Source organism: Riemerella anatipestifer, assembly GCF_009670965.2.
Lineage (GTDB): Bacteria > Bacteroidota > Bacteroidia > Flavobacteriales > Weeksellaceae > Riemerella > Riemerella anatipestifer_B.
In genome coordinates, this window is record NZ_CP073239.1 from 961,351 (window position 1) to 978,178 (window position 16,828).

Sequence of the window (16,828 nt, forward strand, 5' to 3'; positions counted from 1 at the left end):
AGCTATGAGCAACAGGATATTACTAGTAGAAGATGACCAAAGTTTCGGAGCGGTGCTTAAAGATTACCTAAGCATAAACAACTTTGAAGTTACCCTTGCTACAGACGGTGAGGAAGGTCTTAAAGAATATACAAATAACGATTTTGATATTTGTATATTTGATGTTATGATGCCTAAAAAAGACGGCTTCACATTAGCAGAAGATGTTAAGAAATTAGGGAAAAATATTCCAATTATCTTCCTAACAGCACGAAATTTAAGAGAGGACATCTTGAAGGGTTATCAGTTAGGAGCAGACGATTATATAACAAAACCTTTTGATACAGAGTTGTTACTTTATAAAATCAAGGCGATTTTATCCAGAAGTACTTCTTTGGAAGAAGAAGAGCAAGAGCAATTTAGCATTAGCAATATAGAGTTTGACTCTATGTTGAGACAGCTTAAAGTACACGATAAAGAATATAAACTTTCTCCAAAAGAGAACGAGCTTTTGAAGTTGCTTTGTCTCCACAGAAATGACTTTATGCCTAGAGATTTAGCACTTCGTAAAATATGGAAAAAAGAAAACTATTTTACCGCTAGAAGTATGGATGTATATATCGCTAAATTAAGAAAATTGCTTAAAGATGATGATGGTCTAGAAATCATCAATGTACACGGAGAAGGGTTTAGGCTTCTAGTTAAAAATTAAATTAAATAGCTGGTTCAAAATAATTGTGAATCAGCTTTTTTGTTAAAGCAAATAGAGTTCTGCGGGTGATAAATAAAGTAGTTAATCATCGCCTCATAAAACTCGCTCAGACATAAAAAGAGATTTATATCAATACAAAATTTCATTATCTTTGCGAAATGGAATACAATACCCAAAAGACAAACTTACAATTACCCGAATATGGGAGAATTATACAAGAACTTGTAGAATATTGCAAGACACTCCCTTCCAAGGAAGAAAGAAATAAAGTTGCCAAAGCTATTGTTGATTTTATGGGGCAGAGAAATCCGCAACTTCGAGACGAGGAAAACTACGCACACAAGCTTTGGGATCATTTGTATATTATTTCAGGTTACGATTTAGATGTAGATGCACCATATCCTTTTCCTACGCCAGAGGAAATCAATCAGAAACCTAAAAAGATGGATTACCCTAAGCTACAAGGAGACTATAAATTCTATGGTAAAAGCATTTTGCAACTTATAGAAAGAGCTTTAGAACTAGAAGATGGTGATGAGAAAGAGGCTCTTATAGAGGTAATTGCTAATAACATGAAAAAGTCTTACAATGTTTATAATAAAGAACATGTACAAGACGATGTTATCTTCCGCCATTTAAAGGAACTTTCTGAAAATAGATTAGATTTAACAGGGATAGATTCTTTAGAAAAGAGTAAAATCTATTATAACTCTAATAAGAATAACCCTAAATATCAAAATAAACATCAGAATAATAACGGGAATAATAGAAGAAAATATAACTCTAACAATAAATACAAAAGAAAATCATAATGAGTGGTGCTTTTCAAATCAGAGGCGGTAAAAGACTTCATGGCGAAATTACGCCCCAAGGAGCTAAAAATGAAGCTCTACAAATATTATGTGCTGTTTTATTAACAGATCAAGAAGTAAGAATAAAAAATATACCTGATATACAAGATGTTAATAAGCTAATTGGTATATTGGGAGACCTAGGTGTTAAGGTAACCAAAAATGGAAAAGGGGACTATACCTTCAAGGCTGATAGTCTTAATTTAGATTATCTTAAATCCGAAGAATTTAAAAAAGAAGGAGCTAGACTTAGAGGCTCTATTATGCTTTTAGGTCCTATGTTGGCGAGGTTTGGGGAAGGTTATATGCCAACTCCAGGAGGAGACAAGATAGGAAGAAGAAGATTAGATACTCATTTTCAAGGATTTGTTGAGCTTGGCGCAGAGTTTCACTTTAATGATGTAGAGAGTTTTTATAGTTTAAAAGCAAAGTCTTTACAAGGAAAATTTATCCTTTTAGAAGAAGCATCAGTAACAGGTACGGCTAATATTATTATGGCGGCTGTATTAGCGAAAGGTAAAACTAGAATCTACAATGCCGCTTGTGAGCCTTATTTACAACAGCTTTGTAAAATGCTCAACCGAATGGGAGCTCAAATTTCGGGTATCGGCTCGAATTTATTAACCATAGAAGGTGTTTCATATTTACATGGTACAGAACACACTATGTTGCCGGATATGGTAGAAATAGGCTCTTGGATAGGGTTGGCAGCAATGACGAAGTCCGAAATCACCATTAAAGATGTTCATTGGAACCAGTTGGGGATTATTCCAAATACTTTTAGAAAATTGGGTATTCAGCTAGAGAAAAGCGGCGAAGATATTTATATCCCAGCACAAGAACATTACAAAATACAGAAGTTTATAGACGGCTCTATTTTAACCATTTCTGATGCACCTTGGCCAGGTTTTACACCAGATTTGCTGTCTATTATGTTGGTGGTAGCAACCCAAGCTAAAGGAAGTGTATTGATACATCAAAAAATGTTTGAATCTCGATTGTTCTTTGTGGACAAACTGATAGATATGGGAGCTCAGATTATCCTTTGCGACCCACACCGAGCTACGGTTATCGGTCTTAATCAAGAAACACCACTTAGAGGTACAGTGATGACTTCCCCTGATATTCGTGCAGGAAATGCACTTTTGGTAGCGGCACTTTCGGCGGAAGGTAAATCTATCATTCATAACATAGAGCAGATAGACCGAGGTTACGAAAATATAGATGGCAGACTTAAAGCCTTAGGAGCAGATATAGAGCGTATATAATAGTCAGAAAATACTTTTGTCATCTTGGCTAGAACACTTATATCTGTTGTAGGTCCTACGGGAATAGGTAAAACCGAATTGGCAATAAAAATAGCCCAGTTTTTCGGTACTGAAATTTTATCCTGCGACTCACGACAGTTTTTTAAAGAAATGCCCATTGGTACAGCCGCTCCTTCTAAGGAGGAGTTAGCTGTTGTGCCACATCATTTTATAGGGCATTTATCTATTACAGAAGATTATTCTATCGGTCGATACGAAAAGGAAGCCTTGGCTTTATTAGATAAGCTGTTTCAGCAATATAAAGTCGTGGTAATGGTAGGCGGTAGTGGTATGTACGAGAAGGCGGTAGTGGAAGGTCTTAATGATTTGCCAGAAGCTAACGAAGATTATATTAAAGAACTTGAACAAATCCTTAATAAAGAAGGGATAGAAGCCTTACAGAAACAGTTAGAAGTACAAGATGAGGTCTATTATCAGCAAGTGGATAAAGATAACCCTAGACGCTTGATAAGGGCTTTAGATATTATTAAACAAACAGGGAAACCTTATTCTGAAATTATAGCAGAAACCAAGCCTCAAAGAAACTTTAATACTATTAGGATTGTACTCACGGCACCCAGAGAAATTATCTATGAAAGAATCAACCAAAGGGTCGATAGAATGATGGAGAAGGGCTTGCTAGATGAGGTTAAAGGTTTACTTCAATATCAAGATAGAGTAGCTTTAAATACAGTGGGTTATACAGAGTTGTTTAATTACTTGAATGGCGATTGGGAATTAGATTTTGCCGTTTCCGAAATTAAGAAAAACTCTAGACGCTACGCAAAACGCCAAATGACTTGGAACCGAAAACTTCCTCATCTGATAGAACTTCCGTACCAATATTCTAACGAGGAATTAGTATCTTTGCTTAATAACTTAAATTTAAAATAAAATGGCTAGAACACCGTCTAATATGTTGGATTTAGGCACTAAAGCTCCTTTTTTTGAGCTTCCTAATCCTGCTAAAAATAACGAATTACAATCTTTAGAAAATTTAAAAGGAGAGAAAGGGACATTGGTAGTTTTTATGTGTAACCACTGCCCGTTTGTGATTCATATGATAGATAAATTGGCAGAACTTTATGAAGATTATAAAGCTAAAGGAATCGAGTTTATTGCAATTAATTCTAATGATATAGAGAACTATCCTGCGGATTCACCAGAGCTAATGATTGATTTTGCTGAAGAGCACGGCGTTAATTTCCCTTATTTATTTGACGAAAGTCAAGCTATTGCTAAAGCCTACGATGCAGCGTGTACTCCAGATTTTTATTTCTTTGATGAAAAATTAGACTTAGTATATAGAGGTCAGATGGACGACTCACGCCCAGGCAATCAGCACGAAGTAACTGGAGAGGATTTAATTCTTGCTTTTGAAAACCTTTTAGCAGAACAACCACAGGAAGAACTGCAAAAACCTAGTTTAGGTTGTAATATTAAATGGAAGTAAAATATTAGTTTAGAAAGCATCTGTAAAAGTGAAAAATCGAAGCAGAGTAATTGCGTTGGGATTGTTATTTCTAGTTGTGGGAGGATTTATTGTTTATAAATTAAATAAAGACTTTTTGCTTTTGTGGAATAGTAATTCAATAAAAGTAACTACTGACAGTCCATTAACAAAGGATAAGGTGAAAATTGAATTTGGTAATGGTGTTAATTCAATTAATCGTACAACAGATGCTGAACTTTTCAGTAGGAGAGAGAAATACACTGTTTTGTATGATGGTAAGATTAAAGATAAAATGATGAATGAATATGGAGAGAATGATTTTTTAATAACCTATGATAACAAGTATTATTTCTCTTTCCGACAGTTTAAACTTAATAGAAGACACCAACACGACTATAAGTTCCATTTTTACCCTAAAGGCGATAAAATATACATTGCTGTTGATATAAAAGGGCAAGATGCAATGCAATTTGAGAGACCTATGATTGATATTAAATTAGAGGATAAATATATATGTAATACTCCAATTGATAGTGCTGGAGGTATTTATAATATGACTGAGCTAGAAAAAGAGTAGATATTAAGTGCTAGTTTCAAGGTGATTTTTATTTTTTAATACTCTCATAATTACAAAGCAAAAACCCGATTCAAAAACTTTGAATCGGGTTTTTTAACAAATTAAAACTTTATAAAAAAGTTATTTTTCTTATTAAGCGTTAGGCTCTACAGATACAAAAGATCTGTTGTTAGCTTTTTTCTTAAATACCACTGTACCATCTACTAATGCAAACAAAGTGTGGTCTTTACCAATCCCTACATTTTCTCCAGGGTGGTGTTGTGTACCTCTTTGTCTTACAATAATATTTCCAGCGATAGCTTCTTGCCCTCCGAAAATCTTCACACCTAATCTTTTAGAGTGAGATTCTCTACCGTTTTTGGAACTACCAACTCCTTTCTTGTGTGCCATTTTGTTTTAAAGTTTTTTAGGTTGAAAAAATACTTAGGCTTTTCCGCCTTTTAGTTGTCCTTTAAGAGCTTCTAACTCTTCAAACTTTCCATCAGCAGCTAGTTGTGCTTGTTGAGGCCAAGTTGTAGGATCCATAGCTGCATATACAGCACCGTTAGGATCTAAGATGGCTTCTAGCTCCTCTTTAGTTTTCTTTGCTAAATCAGCAAAAGAAGTAATACCTGCTCCTGCGAAAAGCTCCGCTACTTTAGGACCAATACCCTCAATTAGAGTAAGGTCATCTCCTTTTTTAGAAGATTTTTTTGCAGTAGCTTTGGTTTCTGTTTTTGCAGAAGATTTTTTAGCACCATCAAAACCTGTTATAGAAACAATTTTGATTTGAGTAAGAGATTGTCTATGCCCGTTTTTCTTAGCATAACCTTTTCTTCTTTTCTTTTTGAAAACGATAACTTTATCAGCTTTCAAATGCTCAATAATTTCCGCTTCTACAGCGATACCACTTACAGCTGGGGCGCCTACTACTGTTGCTCCGTTTACGGTAAGAAGTACTTTATCAAAAGTTACTTTGTCTCCTTTCTCACCAGAAAGACGGTTTACAAACAATTTTTGGTCTTGCTCAACTTTGTATTGAAGCCCTGCTATCTCTACGATTGCAAACATTGTTATAAATATTTATTAGTTAGTTAAGGGTGCAAAATTAAGTATTTTTTTTGAAATATAGATGTTTAACTCAAAAAAAGTGAGAGTTAACTTTAAAATAAGTTTGCAATATAAATATTAAATCTACTGATAGGATAAAAAAATGAGTGTGAGAAGATAATGATATTGCTAAATAATTATAAATTTGTGTCGGAGAAAATAAAAAAAAGTTATGTCTAAACTGGCGAAAATTTTAAAGGGTTTGCTGGCTTTGCTAGTTCTAAACTCGTGTGCGTCTATGATGTTGAATGACAAAAGTATTCAGCCGAGTGAAATTAGTAATCTAGGAAATTTTGAAACTATTTCAATGATTAGGTTGATTAAGAAAGGTAACCAATCTGAGCCGAGCGATTCGTTGTCAAACTTGTCTTCAAAAATTATGGATTCGATTATTTGGAGTTCAAGTAGCCCCAAAATTACAACTAAGTTTAATCTAACTGATGAAAAATTAAAGAAGAGAGTTGAGGATGATATTCTAAAAACAATGCTTCATATTAGAGATACCCGAAAGTTAGACCATATCAAGACGACCCCAGCTATGGATTCTATTGTGAAAGCACAAAATCAAAGATTTGCGTTATGTGTGGTTAATACAGGCTTTGATAGAAGGAAAGGTAATTATGGTAACCAAATTGCGAAAGGGGTAGGGATAGGTATTTTAACTATGGGAATGTACACACCCGTTCCTATAAAAGCTAATACTGCCGTATATGCAATGATATTTGATGCGGAAAAAAGTACAGTTGTATTCTATAATACGATACCTTTTGTTGAAAAATCGCCAACGGATAAAAAGAATTTGGGTCAACTATACAGCAAACTTTTTGAAGGTTTCTTCTACAAAAAAGAATAAAAAGTATTATTCTTATATAAAGAAAAGGTGTTTTTAGAATTTTCTAAAACACCTTTTTGTTTTTTATGCTATTAGATAATATTAACCTCTCGTTCTAGAGTAATCCCAAAGGTGTTTTTTACAGAAGAGATGATTTCAGATGAAAAATGATAGATTTCTTCACCTGTAGCATTTCCTGTGGCGTTGATGATGACAAGTGCTTGCAAATGATGGGTCGCTACATTGCCTACTTGTTTGCCTTTCCAACCTGTTTGTTCTATTAGCCAACCTGCAGGAACTTTGGTGTGGCTACCTTGTGGATAACCGGGAAGGTTAGGAAATTGTTTTTGTAAATTTTGATAATCCTCTGTGCTGATACTCGGGTTTTTGAAAAAACTACCTGCATTACCTATCTCTTTAGGGTTAGGAAGTTTAGATGTCCTGATGTTTATGACTGCCTGTGCCACTTCTTGTATGTTAGGCTGGGTAACATTTAGACTAGAAAGCTTTTGTTGTATAGCGCCGTAGTCTGTTCTAATGATGTGGTTTCTTTTTGTTAGTCTAAAGCTGACTTCTAGTATAACATACTTCCCCTTGCCCTCTCGTTTAAAAAAGGAATCTCTATATCCAAAATTGCATTTCTCCTTATTAAAGGTTTCTACCTCTAGGGTTTCTAGGTTGAGAACTTGGCAAGACTCAAAATGGTCTTTAATTTCCACGCCGTATGCCCCTATGTTTTGGATAGGGCAAGTGCCTACATTACCTGGTATTAGAGAGAGGTTCTCCAGCCCACCATAGTTTTTCTCTAGGCTGTATTGTACAAACTGATGCCAATTTTCTCCTGCTTGTGCTGTGAGTAATACTTCATTATCGTTTAGGTGTTGTTCTTTGATACCTTTTAGGTTGAGTAAGATGGTAAGTCCATTAAAATCCTTTGTTAATAAGATATTACTCCCACCACCTAAGAATAATATAGGTAAACCTTTAATCTCATCTAGCTTTAGGACAGAGGTTAGCTCCTCCAAACTACCGACTTCTGCAAAGTATTTAGAAAATGCTTCTACCCCAAAGGTGTTATGGTTTTTAAGAGAATAATTGGTCTTAAGTTGCATAATTAAAAGTTTACAATCCTTTCACAAAGATATTAAAACTACATTAAACCATCGGTTGTTTGTAGTAAACTTACTTTAAAAACGGATTGTATTGTTGTTCAAAACCGATGTTGGTACTCGGTCCGTGTCCGCTATAAACTTGGGTGTTTGGTGGTAAGGTGAGTAGTTTGGTTTTAATGCTTTCAATGAGTTGTTCGTAATTGCCTTTATATAAATCGGTTCTACCAATGCTACCTTGGAAAAGTACATCGCCAGAAATTACCCAGTTTTGCTCCTTGTGGTAGAAGCTAATGCTCCCAGGTGAATGCCCAGGCGTATGTAATATGTGTAGAGTATCAGCTCCTAGGTGGAGTGTTTCGTCTTCATCTAGGAAGATTACTTGTCCTACAAAGGGTAGCATATTAAATCCATACTGCCTTGCGGTAAGAGGGGCTCTATCTAGAAGTTCTTGGTCTAACTGGTGCATTAGCACAGGTACTTGGTAGGTGTCAAATGCCCACTGTAATCCTGCGATATGGTCTATATGAGCGTGGGTGAGCAGAATGTTTTTAACCGTTAAGTTCTGTGAGGTTATAAATTCGGATAACGCTAAAGTTTCGTTTGCGGTGAAATTACCTGGGTCTATAATGAAGGCTTGTCTATCTTCGTTATAAACTACATAGGTGTTTTCTGAAAAGGGATTGAAGGTAAATGTTTTGATATTAAGCATAATGAAATTTGTTTTTAGGGTTGAGTATTCATATTCATTTGGAATAGTTTAACCCCGTTATAGGATTTCATAATTTTGTTTTCGGTGTTGTAAATTTTCTTTTGGATATCCAAAAGCTTAGACTCTCTAGAGTTGAGTATAAATAATGAACTTTCTCCGTTTTTAAATTTAATCTCTTCTCCTTTTACCAGTTTGTTGTAATTGTCGTAATACTCTTTGTAGAGCTCTAGCTGTTTGGTATAGCCTTCAAAATCATTCTTATAAACTTCTAACTTGGTAAAGAGTTCTTGTTTTTTCATTTTCAAATCTTCCTCGTTTTGGAGTTTTTTTAGTTTGATGATTTCGTAGTCTGCTCTAGCCTCTCTCATAAAAATAGGGACTTCTAGCTTGAGACCGTATTGGAAATTATTATTAAATAGAGGGAATACCTCGGCAGGCTTGCTAGGTTTATTAAAGAGATTATAGCTGAAGTCTATCTTTGGGAGGAAGCTCTGCCACTTTAATTTTTTCTCTACATTTAGAAACTCATCTTTGTGTAGATAGTACTTTAGGGCTCTATGTTGCGAACTAAGGTTTTCCTCTATATAGTTTTTCATCATAGGGTAGTCTGCTACTTTTTCTGAACTAAATACCTCTAGAGGATATACAGACGGAGGTAATGTTACCGATTGGTTATCTTTCCAGAGAAAAAGCTCAAGCTGTTCCATAGTGTTTTTATAATCCAATGATGCCTGCTGATAACCTAGTAGAAATTCTTGATACAGAGTTTTGGCTTCGGTTACGCCTATGGACGCCATTTCGCCATAGTCATAAGATTTTTTTATCATTTCTAACCTTTCCTCGCTTATATTGAGTCTTTCTTTATAAACAGTAATGATTTGATATTGCTTTACCCACTCCCAATACATATTTTCGGCATCTACCAAAATCTCGTTGATGAGAGTGGTTTGTTCAGCTTCTGTCATTTTATACAGGGCTTCGGCTTGGTGCAAAACGGCTCTTCTTTTATCATAAACAAGCCCTTTGCCTAAAGGTATATTAACGCCTACATTGTATAGCTCGCCAGAGGTTGTGCTGTTGTCTAGTTTTTTTCCAGAGATATTGCTCACGCCACCTACTACATTCATTCCGTACCATAGTGGGATATCTACTTCAAGCCCTTTTTTATCATAATAGATGGTATTGTCAATATTTTTTTGTCCTAAAGCTCCCGACAATATAGGGTCAAAATTTCCTTTGGCTTTTAGGATTTCGTTTTTAGCTATTTCTTTACCATAGCGGTATCTTTTGATAACAGGGTGATGTGTAGACACGGCGGAGAGATATTCGCCTAATGAAAATGAGAGACTACCTCCTTGTGCAGACAAGCAATAGGAGAAAACCCAAAAAACAAGATATAGTGTTTTATTTTTTATTTTTTTCATCTTTTTGTTTGTTTGCGATGTAGTAATCAGGAGGGAAGCCGTTGATGTTACGCCATATCTCGTACCAGATAGGTACATCGTTTAGGAGGATAATACCTTTTGAACCTGCTCCCATTTTGATATTTGGTGGCCACTTTTTGTCGCCACTTTCTACCACTACCACTTTGAACATTCCGTTTTGGGAAATATTGTTTTCTACAGCGATTATTTTACCAGGGAAAGTCCCATAACTTGAATTGGGCCACCCAGAGAATACAATGGCAGGGAAGCCATCAAAGGTACAGCGGATTTTCTGCCCTTCCTGTAATAGCGGTAAATCTACTGGAGATACATAAAATTCTACGGCGTACTTTACCGATTTTGGAACAATAATACCTATGTTTTCGCCCTCTTTTATAATCTCGCCAATCCCTGTTTTGCTGAGCTGGGTAATTTGTCCGTCTTGAGTAGCAATAATGTAGTACTGCCCCTGTCTTACTTTATAGTTGGTAACTTGGGTTTGTAGTTTGGCTATTTCGCCATCACTTCCTGCTACCTGTCCCATACTTTGGAAACGCTCGCCTTCTAGTTTGCTTATTTTTTCGTTATAGTCTTGTATAGTCGCATTTTGCTCTACTTGTAGAGAAAGGATTTCTTGCTGAGCTTCGGCAAGTTTGTTTTCTATACTATTTTTCTTTGCTAGGGCATTTTGGTAAGATACATTTCTCCTTTGGAAATCTGTTAAAGAGACAAGCCCTTGTTTGTACATTTCTTCTTGTCTTCTGTACTGGTCTTCTGCTATTCTAAACTCATTGTTAGCGGCTTGAAGTTCAGCATTGGTTGCATTGATTTTAAAGTTGAGCTGTTGCAGTTTTATTCTGATTTGGTTCAGTTTGAGTTCTCTAGCAGCATTCATAGCATCTAGCTGCCCTCCAATGGTTTTTATTTTTGCAGAGTAGTAATCTCTTACATTGTCTTTCGCATTGATTTGGTCTTCTGCTCTTTGAACCAATAGAGGGTCCATATAGTCTTCCTTTATTTCGGAAATTCTAAGAAGGGTATCTCCTTTTTTTACTTGGTCACCGTTTTTTACATACCAGTGTATAATTTTCCCAGGTATTGGAGATTGTATGCTTTGGGGTCTTTGTTCTTGGTAAAGCCCACTTACATAGCCATTGGTATGGATATTCTGTGTCCATGGGAGTAATAGTAATAAAAGCAGAATGCCAAGCCCAATAAAAAACCATTTTTTGATGTTGGTTTTTTGGTGTATTCGGTAGATTTTATCGTGAGATTTGTAGTTCATCTTTGCGTTTTTATTTTATGACTTCTAGTTTCCCTTTATTCATAGATAAATGATGTTGGCTTGCTTTAATCAAATATTTATCTTGAGAGATGATAATATAGGTTCTGTGCTGAGCTGTTTTTTGGATATATTCTATCAGTTTAGGTTTAATGTTCTCGCCTAAGCCTTCTAATGGCTCTTTTAGAAGCACTAATTTTTTATCTCCAATTAAAGCTCTTAGAAGCATAATGATTTTTTTTGTACTGTAAGGGAGCTGATAATTAACATCATTAACTACACTAAGTAAGTCGTTTGAGAAGTAATGGCTGTCTATACCTATTTCTTTTGCCAATGCGACTACATCATCTAGTTTTATATTTTCATTGCCTACGGATATGTTTTCAAAAATAGTTCCTTTAAAAATACCTCGTTCGTCTATCATTAGCCCTAGTTTACTTCGGTAGATATTCATATCGATGTTTTCTATCCCTACACCATTGATGAAAATATTCCCTTGAGTAGGAATATAAAAACCTGCTATTAAGTTAAGGAGTAAGCTCTTACCAGAAGCGGTGTCTCCAGAAATTACGGTAATGGCATTAGCTGTAACATCAAAGCTTATATTTTCTAGTTTATTGGTTTTGCCATCAAAGGAATAGTTAACTCTATTGAAACTAATATCAACTCCAGCATTGCTGTTGTGGTAGATGTTGTGTTTACCACTGTTTTCCGTCTTTAATTCGGTAATTTTATCTAGCTTTGCTAGGGCTGTAATGGTGTCATAATAACTTTCTAAACTTTTTATTAGTTTTTCTACTGCGCTTAATAGTAGCAAAATAACAATTTCTACTGCCATAAATGCACCAATGTTCAGTTTTTGGTTGATGAGTAAATACACGCCAATAGACAACATTACTAGTGTAATGATAACCTTAAAAAATATAACTAATTTGTACTGGAATTTTAGAACATGAAAATGTTGTGTACGGTAGTCTAAATACGGCAATACCCTTTTATCAGTTTCTTCTAAATGAATATTTGAGTTAGAACTTACTTTAAATATTTTAATTGCTGATGATAAATCCTCCAGCCAAGCTGCTAGATGATATTTGCTATCGCTTTCTTTGAGGCTGGTTTCTATACCTTGTTTCATTGTAAGTTTAAATAAAACAACAATGCCTATGATGAGAAAAATACCAAAGACCAAAAACCAAACATGATAAAGAGATAATAGTATAACTCCAAAAATAATCTGTATAATAGATGTAGGAATGCTCAATAGCATTTTGGAGAATGATTTTTGTAAATTCTGTGTATCAAAAAAACGATTGATAAGCTCAGGAAGATGATAATTGTTTACCGAATAGAGGTCTATATCGGGTAATTTTTTAGCGATTTTGAAAGTATAGTCCACAAATATCTTTTGTTGGATTTTCTCTATAATCATCATTACCTTTATTTGAAAGTAGCCAGTCAGCCAAGTGCCTAACACTACAAACGCAATCAGTAGATAGATAGAGGTAACCATAGTAGCTCCGAAGGCATAGCTAATAATGGCTTGTATGCCTAGAGGAATACTCAAATATACCAGTCCGCTAAGGATACCATATAAATAAATATTGACAATATCTTTCCTTTCTAGCTTTATTAGGTTGAGTAATAGTTCGTTTAGTTTTTTATTCATAAACTACTTTATTTATTTTTAATAAAAATTAAAGGCTCATTTATAAAAAAACATCCTAAAAATAATAATTCGGATGTTTTTGTTTGTTATTTATTTTATCTAAAAATTAAGTGGCTAATATATGTCTTAGCCAATAAATTACCAAATAAATAATTAGAATTTAGAAGTCTCTTAAAGATCTGATAGATTAAACTTGTTATACACAAGCGTTATTCTGCGAATCCATTCTTTAGGCTGGGTAGAATAACCGTTGTTAGCAATGGTTTTTACCCAAAGAGAGAAGTCGTTTTTACCTTTTAAGTCTGAATAGTATTTTTTTCGCGTTAGCATTTTACAAAAGGCATCAAAGCTCTCCTCTTTAGAACTGAATTGTTTGTACTTAGAGGCTTTCTGATGATTTTTACCTACAATCCCAAAATGGTTGTTGAGTTGCTTTGAGTTTTTGCAACTACCACCACCAGTTTCTACAAATGCGATGGACATAATTACAGAGGCAGGAATTTCATACTTTTTTGATAACTCAGTTACCAAGTTTTTGTTGCTTTTAATGTACTGATGTGTAGCTTGTGCTTTCACAGGAAATGAGAATAGACACAGTAATACACCAACAATAATAGTTCTAATATAAGAAGTGTGTTGTTTCATAATTATAAATAATTTGTGGGCAAATTTACAAATCAAAATTATAAGAGGGTGATTTTTAACAAAAAATAACATTTTTAGATTAGAGAAAAAGTTTATGATTTTTAGTGAAAATATTCTTATTTTAAGTTGTGTAGCGATTAAAAAAAAGCATTACTTTAGCGGCGTTTTTTTAAAGAAAAATTCACCTTGAAATCAAACAAAAATTATAGAGTTTTTAGATTAGTTTTTTCAAGTTTTGTAATCTATTTGTCGGCTTCGGTAGTTATGAAAATCACAGGTTTTCATTGGCAGCCTTTGGATAATATAAACTTGGTTTCGGAGTTGTTCCGTTCTGAAAAAACAACAGAGCGTGTGGGACAAAAGGAAGTCCATCATTCGCCGGCGGCCACTCCGCAAATACAAGAAGTGAATTTGGATTTGTATCAAAAGCCAGATTTAATTACTAATTTTTTAGCCAACTCTCCTCAACCAGCACTCCCAAAGTTTGTGGAAAAATTGGAGAAACTGAAGAAACAAAAGAAAGGCAAAGTAAGAATTGCGTTCTTTGGGGATAGTATGATAGAGGGAGATCTAATGACACAGACTTTAAGGAGGCTTCTACAAACCGAGTTCGGAGGTAAAGGTGTAGGCTTTGTGCCAATGTACTCCAATGTTGCAGGGTTCAGAACAACGGCAATGGTGTCTGGAAAAGGCTGGAAAGACACTCATTTTATGATTAAAGGAGCGGATAACCTCTACTTATCGGGGCATAGGTTCGAAGGATTAGGTACGGGTTCCTACGAGGATAAAACAATACAAAGTACCGATGTAGTAACCAAGGCGTTGCTATTTGGGAAAATAAATGATGCTGCTATAGTTGCCAACGGTACTCCATTAGTGTTGTCTGGAATAGATAAGGTCAATCGTATAGTGCTTTCTAATGATAACAATAGTAGAGTATCGGTACAGTCTAAAACAAGTTCTTTGCCTTTATTCGGGGTTAGTTTTGAGTCCGAAAATGGTGTTTTTGTAGATAACTTCTCGTTTAGAGGGATTACTGGGGTTGAGCTTGGGAAGATAGATAAGGAAATATATAATGCCGTTCAGAAGAATAATCCTTATGATTTGGTAATTCTTCAATATGGAGTGAATTTAATGTTCCGCCCAAAGGATACCAATTATGAATATTACGAGAAAATGATGTCGCCTGTATTAGAAAAACTGAAAAAAGAGATGCCTAATACCGAGTTTCTGTTAATAGGTAGTGCCGACAGAGCGTTTAGGTATAATGGGGAGTACAAAACAGCGGTGGGATTGCCTAACTTGCTGAAACTTCAGGCAGAACTCGCTTTAAAGTACAATATGGCTTTCTATAATAATTTTGCGACTATGGGGGGCGAAAATAGTATTGTTAAGTGGGCTAATGCCACACCACCGCTGGCAAACAAAGATTATATACACCCTAATGCTAAAGGTGCAGAAGTATTGGGACAAAAGCTATATGATGCCATTATAAAAGATTATCAAAAAAATAGAAAAAGGGATAAATAATGAATGTAGAACAGTTTTTAGCGTCCTTTGATTGGGCTGCTTTTGGGAATCAATTTTTATACGATAGTAAAAATCCGCTCCTGTTTAATAATGGGTTTTTCGTTTACTTTTTCTCATTATTTATACTCTTGTTCTTTGCTCTAAGGCATCAGCATCAAGCAAGGCGTTATGTATTTTGTTTGTTTTCTTTATACTTTTTCTATAAAGCCAGTGGTTGGTTTGTAGGGTTGGTTATTTTGTCTGCTATTGTAGATTTTTTCTTGTCTAATGCTATTTACAAAGCGAAACAGAAGTCGGCTAAAACAGGTTTACTTGTTCTTAGTATTATATTCAATTTAGGAATGTTGTTTTACTTTAAGTACACCAATTTCTTTATTAGTATTTCTAATGAATGGCTTAATACAGACTTTAATCCGCTGAATATTTTGCTTCCCATAGGGATTTCTTTTTATACTTTTGAAAACCTTAGTTATACCATAGATGTTTATAGAGGCGATTTTAAACCAGCCTCCAAATTTTCGGATTACCTTTTGTTTTTGGCATTTTTCCCAAAACTGATGATGGGACCTATTGTAAGAGCTCACGATTTTGTACCACAAATCAACGAGCCTTATGTAATTTCCGAGAAAGACTTTGCTAAAGGCTTTTATTTGATTATTTCTGGATTGATAAAAAAACTAATCATTTCAGATTTTATCACGCTAAATTTTGTAGATTATGTCTTTGATAATCCTGCACTGCATACAGGGTTAGAAAACCTTTTTGCGGTCTATGGTTACGCTATGGTTATCTATTGTGATTTTAGCGGATATAGTGATATTGCCATAGGAATAGCCTTGTGGCTAGGCTTTAAGATACCACCGAATTTCCTATCGCCTTATCAAAGTAAAAATATTACAGAGTTCTGGAGACGTTGGCATATGTCCCTTTCCTCTTGGCTTAAAGATTATCTTTATATCCCGTTGGGTGGTAATCGTAAGTTTTCCGTAGCATCGTTTCTATTTGTTTCGTTGTTTTTGGTAGGAGTCTTTCTAATGGGGGTGAATTTATTCCACTTATCTTATGCTTATTCCGGTGGATTATCCGCAGCGATGTTACTCATCTTTTTGTTGCCTGCACTCATTACTCGAGATTCTAAGGGTATTGCGGCTAACTTTAATCTATTGACCACAATGCTTTTAGGGGGATTTTGGCACGGAGCGAGTTGGAACTTTATTATCTGGGGAGCCATTCACGGAGTAGGTTTGGGTATTCATAAAATATGGATGTTACTTACAGGCAAAGCTCTTAAAAAGGTTAATAATACCTTTATCTATAAGGTAATTATGGGGCTGGTAACTTTCCATTTTGTGTGTTTTGGTTGGGTGTTTTTTAAGGCGGAAGACTTTGAAATCGCAAAGGCGATGTTATCCCAAATCTTCTATAATTTTGATGTTTCTGTCTTTATGCCTTTCTATGAAAATTATCAAGAAGTGCTTTGGATGATTGGCTTTGCAATGCTCATTCATCTAATACCTGATGGGTTGGTAGATAAGTTGCTAGACAAGCCCAAAACAATTCCTTTGGTGTTTTATATAATGGTGTTTTTCTGCTTTCTGTTGCTTTATGGCTTTTTTAAATCCTCGGAGCAGGTAATGCCGATTTATTTACAATTTTAAAG

Annotated in this window: 17 protein-coding genes; 9 read left to right on the top strand and 8 right to left on the bottom strand. The window is 35.0% G+C overall.

Translation table 11 applies throughout. From position 1 onward, the window contains the following. Nucleotides 1–4 precede the first annotated feature (4 nt). The 6 genes from D1J36_RS04420 to D1J36_RS04445 all read left to right on the top strand — a co-directional run bounded on the left by D1J36_RS04420 (nucleotide 5) and on the right by D1J36_RS04445 (nucleotide 4,879). Nucleotides 5–691: a response regulator transcription factor gene (locus tag D1J36_RS04420; protein WP_052910946.1), complete on the top strand. Its 687-nt coding sequence runs from the start codon at nucleotides 5–7 to the stop codon at nucleotides 689–691. Between the two features lie 158 nt (nucleotides 692–849). Further along, nucleotides 850–1,503 carry a DUF4290 domain-containing protein gene (locus D1J36_RS04425; protein ID WP_004920566.1) on the top strand — a complete coding sequence of 218 codons (654 nt, stop codon included), beginning with the start codon at nucleotides 850–852 and terminating at the stop codon, nucleotides 1,501–1,503. Continuing rightward, nucleotides 1,503–2,810: a UDP-N-acetylglucosamine 1-carboxyvinyltransferase gene (murA, locus tag D1J36_RS04430; RefSeq protein ID WP_154137369.1), complete on the top strand. Its 1,308-nt coding sequence runs from the start codon at nucleotides 1,503–1,505 to the stop codon at nucleotides 2,808–2,810. Before D1J36_RS04425 ends, murA begins: the two co-directional genes overlap by 1 nt. 24 nt (nucleotides 2,811–2,834) lie before the next feature. Next, nucleotides 2,835–3,743: a tRNA (adenosine(37)-N6)-dimethylallyltransferase MiaA gene (miaA, locus tag D1J36_RS04435; protein WP_154137370.1), complete on the top strand. Its 909-nt coding sequence runs from the start codon at nucleotides 2,835–2,837 to the stop codon at nucleotides 3,741–3,743. A 1-nt stretch (nucleotide 3,744) separates the two neighbouring features. Continuing rightward, nucleotides 3,745–4,302: a thioredoxin family protein gene (locus tag D1J36_RS04440; RefSeq protein ID WP_154137371.1), complete on the top strand. Its 558-nt coding sequence runs from the start codon at nucleotides 3,745–3,747 to the stop codon at nucleotides 4,300–4,302. A gap of 28 nt (nucleotides 4,303–4,330) precedes the next feature. Then, the gene (locus D1J36_RS04445; RefSeq protein WP_252339431.1) at nucleotides 4,331–4,879 is read left to right on the top strand and encodes a hypothetical protein; all 549 of its coding nucleotides are present in this window, start codon (nucleotides 4,331–4,333) and stop codon (nucleotides 4,877–4,879) included. 132 nt (nucleotides 4,880–5,011) lie between these two features. Here D1J36_RS04445 and rpmA read toward each other — a convergent pair whose 3' ends face one another. Together rpmA and rplU are read right to left on the bottom strand one after the other, a co-directional pair. Further along, nucleotides 5,012–5,269, bottom strand: coding sequence for a 50S ribosomal protein L27 (rpmA, locus tag D1J36_RS04450; RefSeq protein WP_004920580.1), 258 nt, complete (start codon nucleotides 5,267–5,269; stop codon nucleotides 5,012–5,014). Between the two features lie 33 nt (nucleotides 5,270–5,302). Then, a complete protein-coding gene (rplU, locus tag D1J36_RS04455; protein WP_154137372.1) occupies nucleotides 5,303–5,929 on the bottom strand; it encodes a 50S ribosomal protein L21 in 627 nt (208 codons plus the stop codon). Between the two features lie 211 nt (nucleotides 5,930–6,140). Between rplU and D1J36_RS04460 the strand changes: the two genes are divergently transcribed. Further along, complete coding sequence (locus tag D1J36_RS04460; RefSeq protein WP_154137373.1) at nucleotides 6,141–6,821, top strand: hypothetical protein; 681 nt, start codon at nucleotides 6,141–6,143, stop codon at nucleotides 6,819–6,821. Nucleotides 6,822–6,892: 71 nt separating this feature from the next. Here the strand turns inward: D1J36_RS04460 and murB are convergent, their stop codons facing one another. From murB to D1J36_RS04490, 6 genes are all read right to left on the bottom strand, one after another. Further along, nucleotides 6,893–7,912: a UDP-N-acetylmuramate dehydrogenase gene (murB, locus tag D1J36_RS04465; RefSeq protein ID WP_154137374.1), complete on the bottom strand. Its 1,020-nt coding sequence runs from the start codon at nucleotides 7,910–7,912 to the stop codon at nucleotides 6,893–6,895. A gap of 70 nt (nucleotides 7,913–7,982) precedes the next feature. Further along, on the bottom strand, nucleotides 7,983–8,621 hold the full coding sequence (locus D1J36_RS04470; RefSeq protein ID WP_154137375.1) for an MBL fold metallo-hydrolase: 639 nt from the start codon (nucleotides 8,619–8,621) through the stop codon (nucleotides 7,983–7,985). Between the two features lie 14 nt (nucleotides 8,622–8,635). Continuing rightward, nucleotides 8,636–10,045, bottom strand: a complete 1,410-nt coding sequence (locus D1J36_RS04475; protein WP_154137376.1) for a TolC family protein — start codon at nucleotides 10,043–10,045, stop codon at nucleotides 8,636–8,638. After that, the gene (locus D1J36_RS04480; RefSeq protein ID WP_154137377.1) at nucleotides 10,026–11,330 is read right to left on the bottom strand and encodes an HlyD family secretion protein; all 1,305 of its coding nucleotides are present in this window, start codon (nucleotides 11,328–11,330) and stop codon (nucleotides 10,026–10,028) included. Before D1J36_RS04480 ends, D1J36_RS04475 begins: the two co-directional genes overlap by 20 nt. A gap of 10 nt (nucleotides 11,331–11,340) precedes the next feature. Further along, complete coding sequence (locus tag D1J36_RS04485; protein WP_154137378.1) at nucleotides 11,341–12,993, bottom strand: ATP-binding cassette domain-containing protein; 1,653 nt, start codon at nucleotides 12,991–12,993, stop codon at nucleotides 11,341–11,343. 171 nt (nucleotides 12,994–13,164) lie between these two features. After that, the gene (locus tag D1J36_RS04490) at nucleotides 13,165–13,638 is read right to left on the bottom strand and encodes a glucosaminidase domain-containing protein (protein ID WP_154137379.1); all 474 of its coding nucleotides are present in this window, start codon (nucleotides 13,636–13,638) and stop codon (nucleotides 13,165–13,167) included. 264 nt (nucleotides 13,639–13,902) lie between these two features. Between D1J36_RS04490 and D1J36_RS04495 the strand changes: the two genes are divergently transcribed. Both D1J36_RS04495 and D1J36_RS04500 read left to right on the top strand, forming a co-directional pair. Beyond that, nucleotides 13,903–15,168 carry a hypothetical protein gene (locus D1J36_RS04495; RefSeq protein ID WP_252339432.1) on the top strand — a complete coding sequence of 422 codons (1,266 nt, stop codon included), beginning with the start codon at nucleotides 13,903–13,905 and terminating at the stop codon, nucleotides 15,166–15,168. Beyond that, entirely contained in the window at nucleotides 15,168–16,826 is a 1,659-nt protein-coding gene (locus D1J36_RS04500) for an MBOAT family O-acyltransferase (protein ID WP_154137381.1), read from the top strand. Before D1J36_RS04495 ends, D1J36_RS04500 begins: the two co-directional genes overlap by 1 nt. Nucleotides 16,827–16,828: the final 2 nt, after the last annotated feature.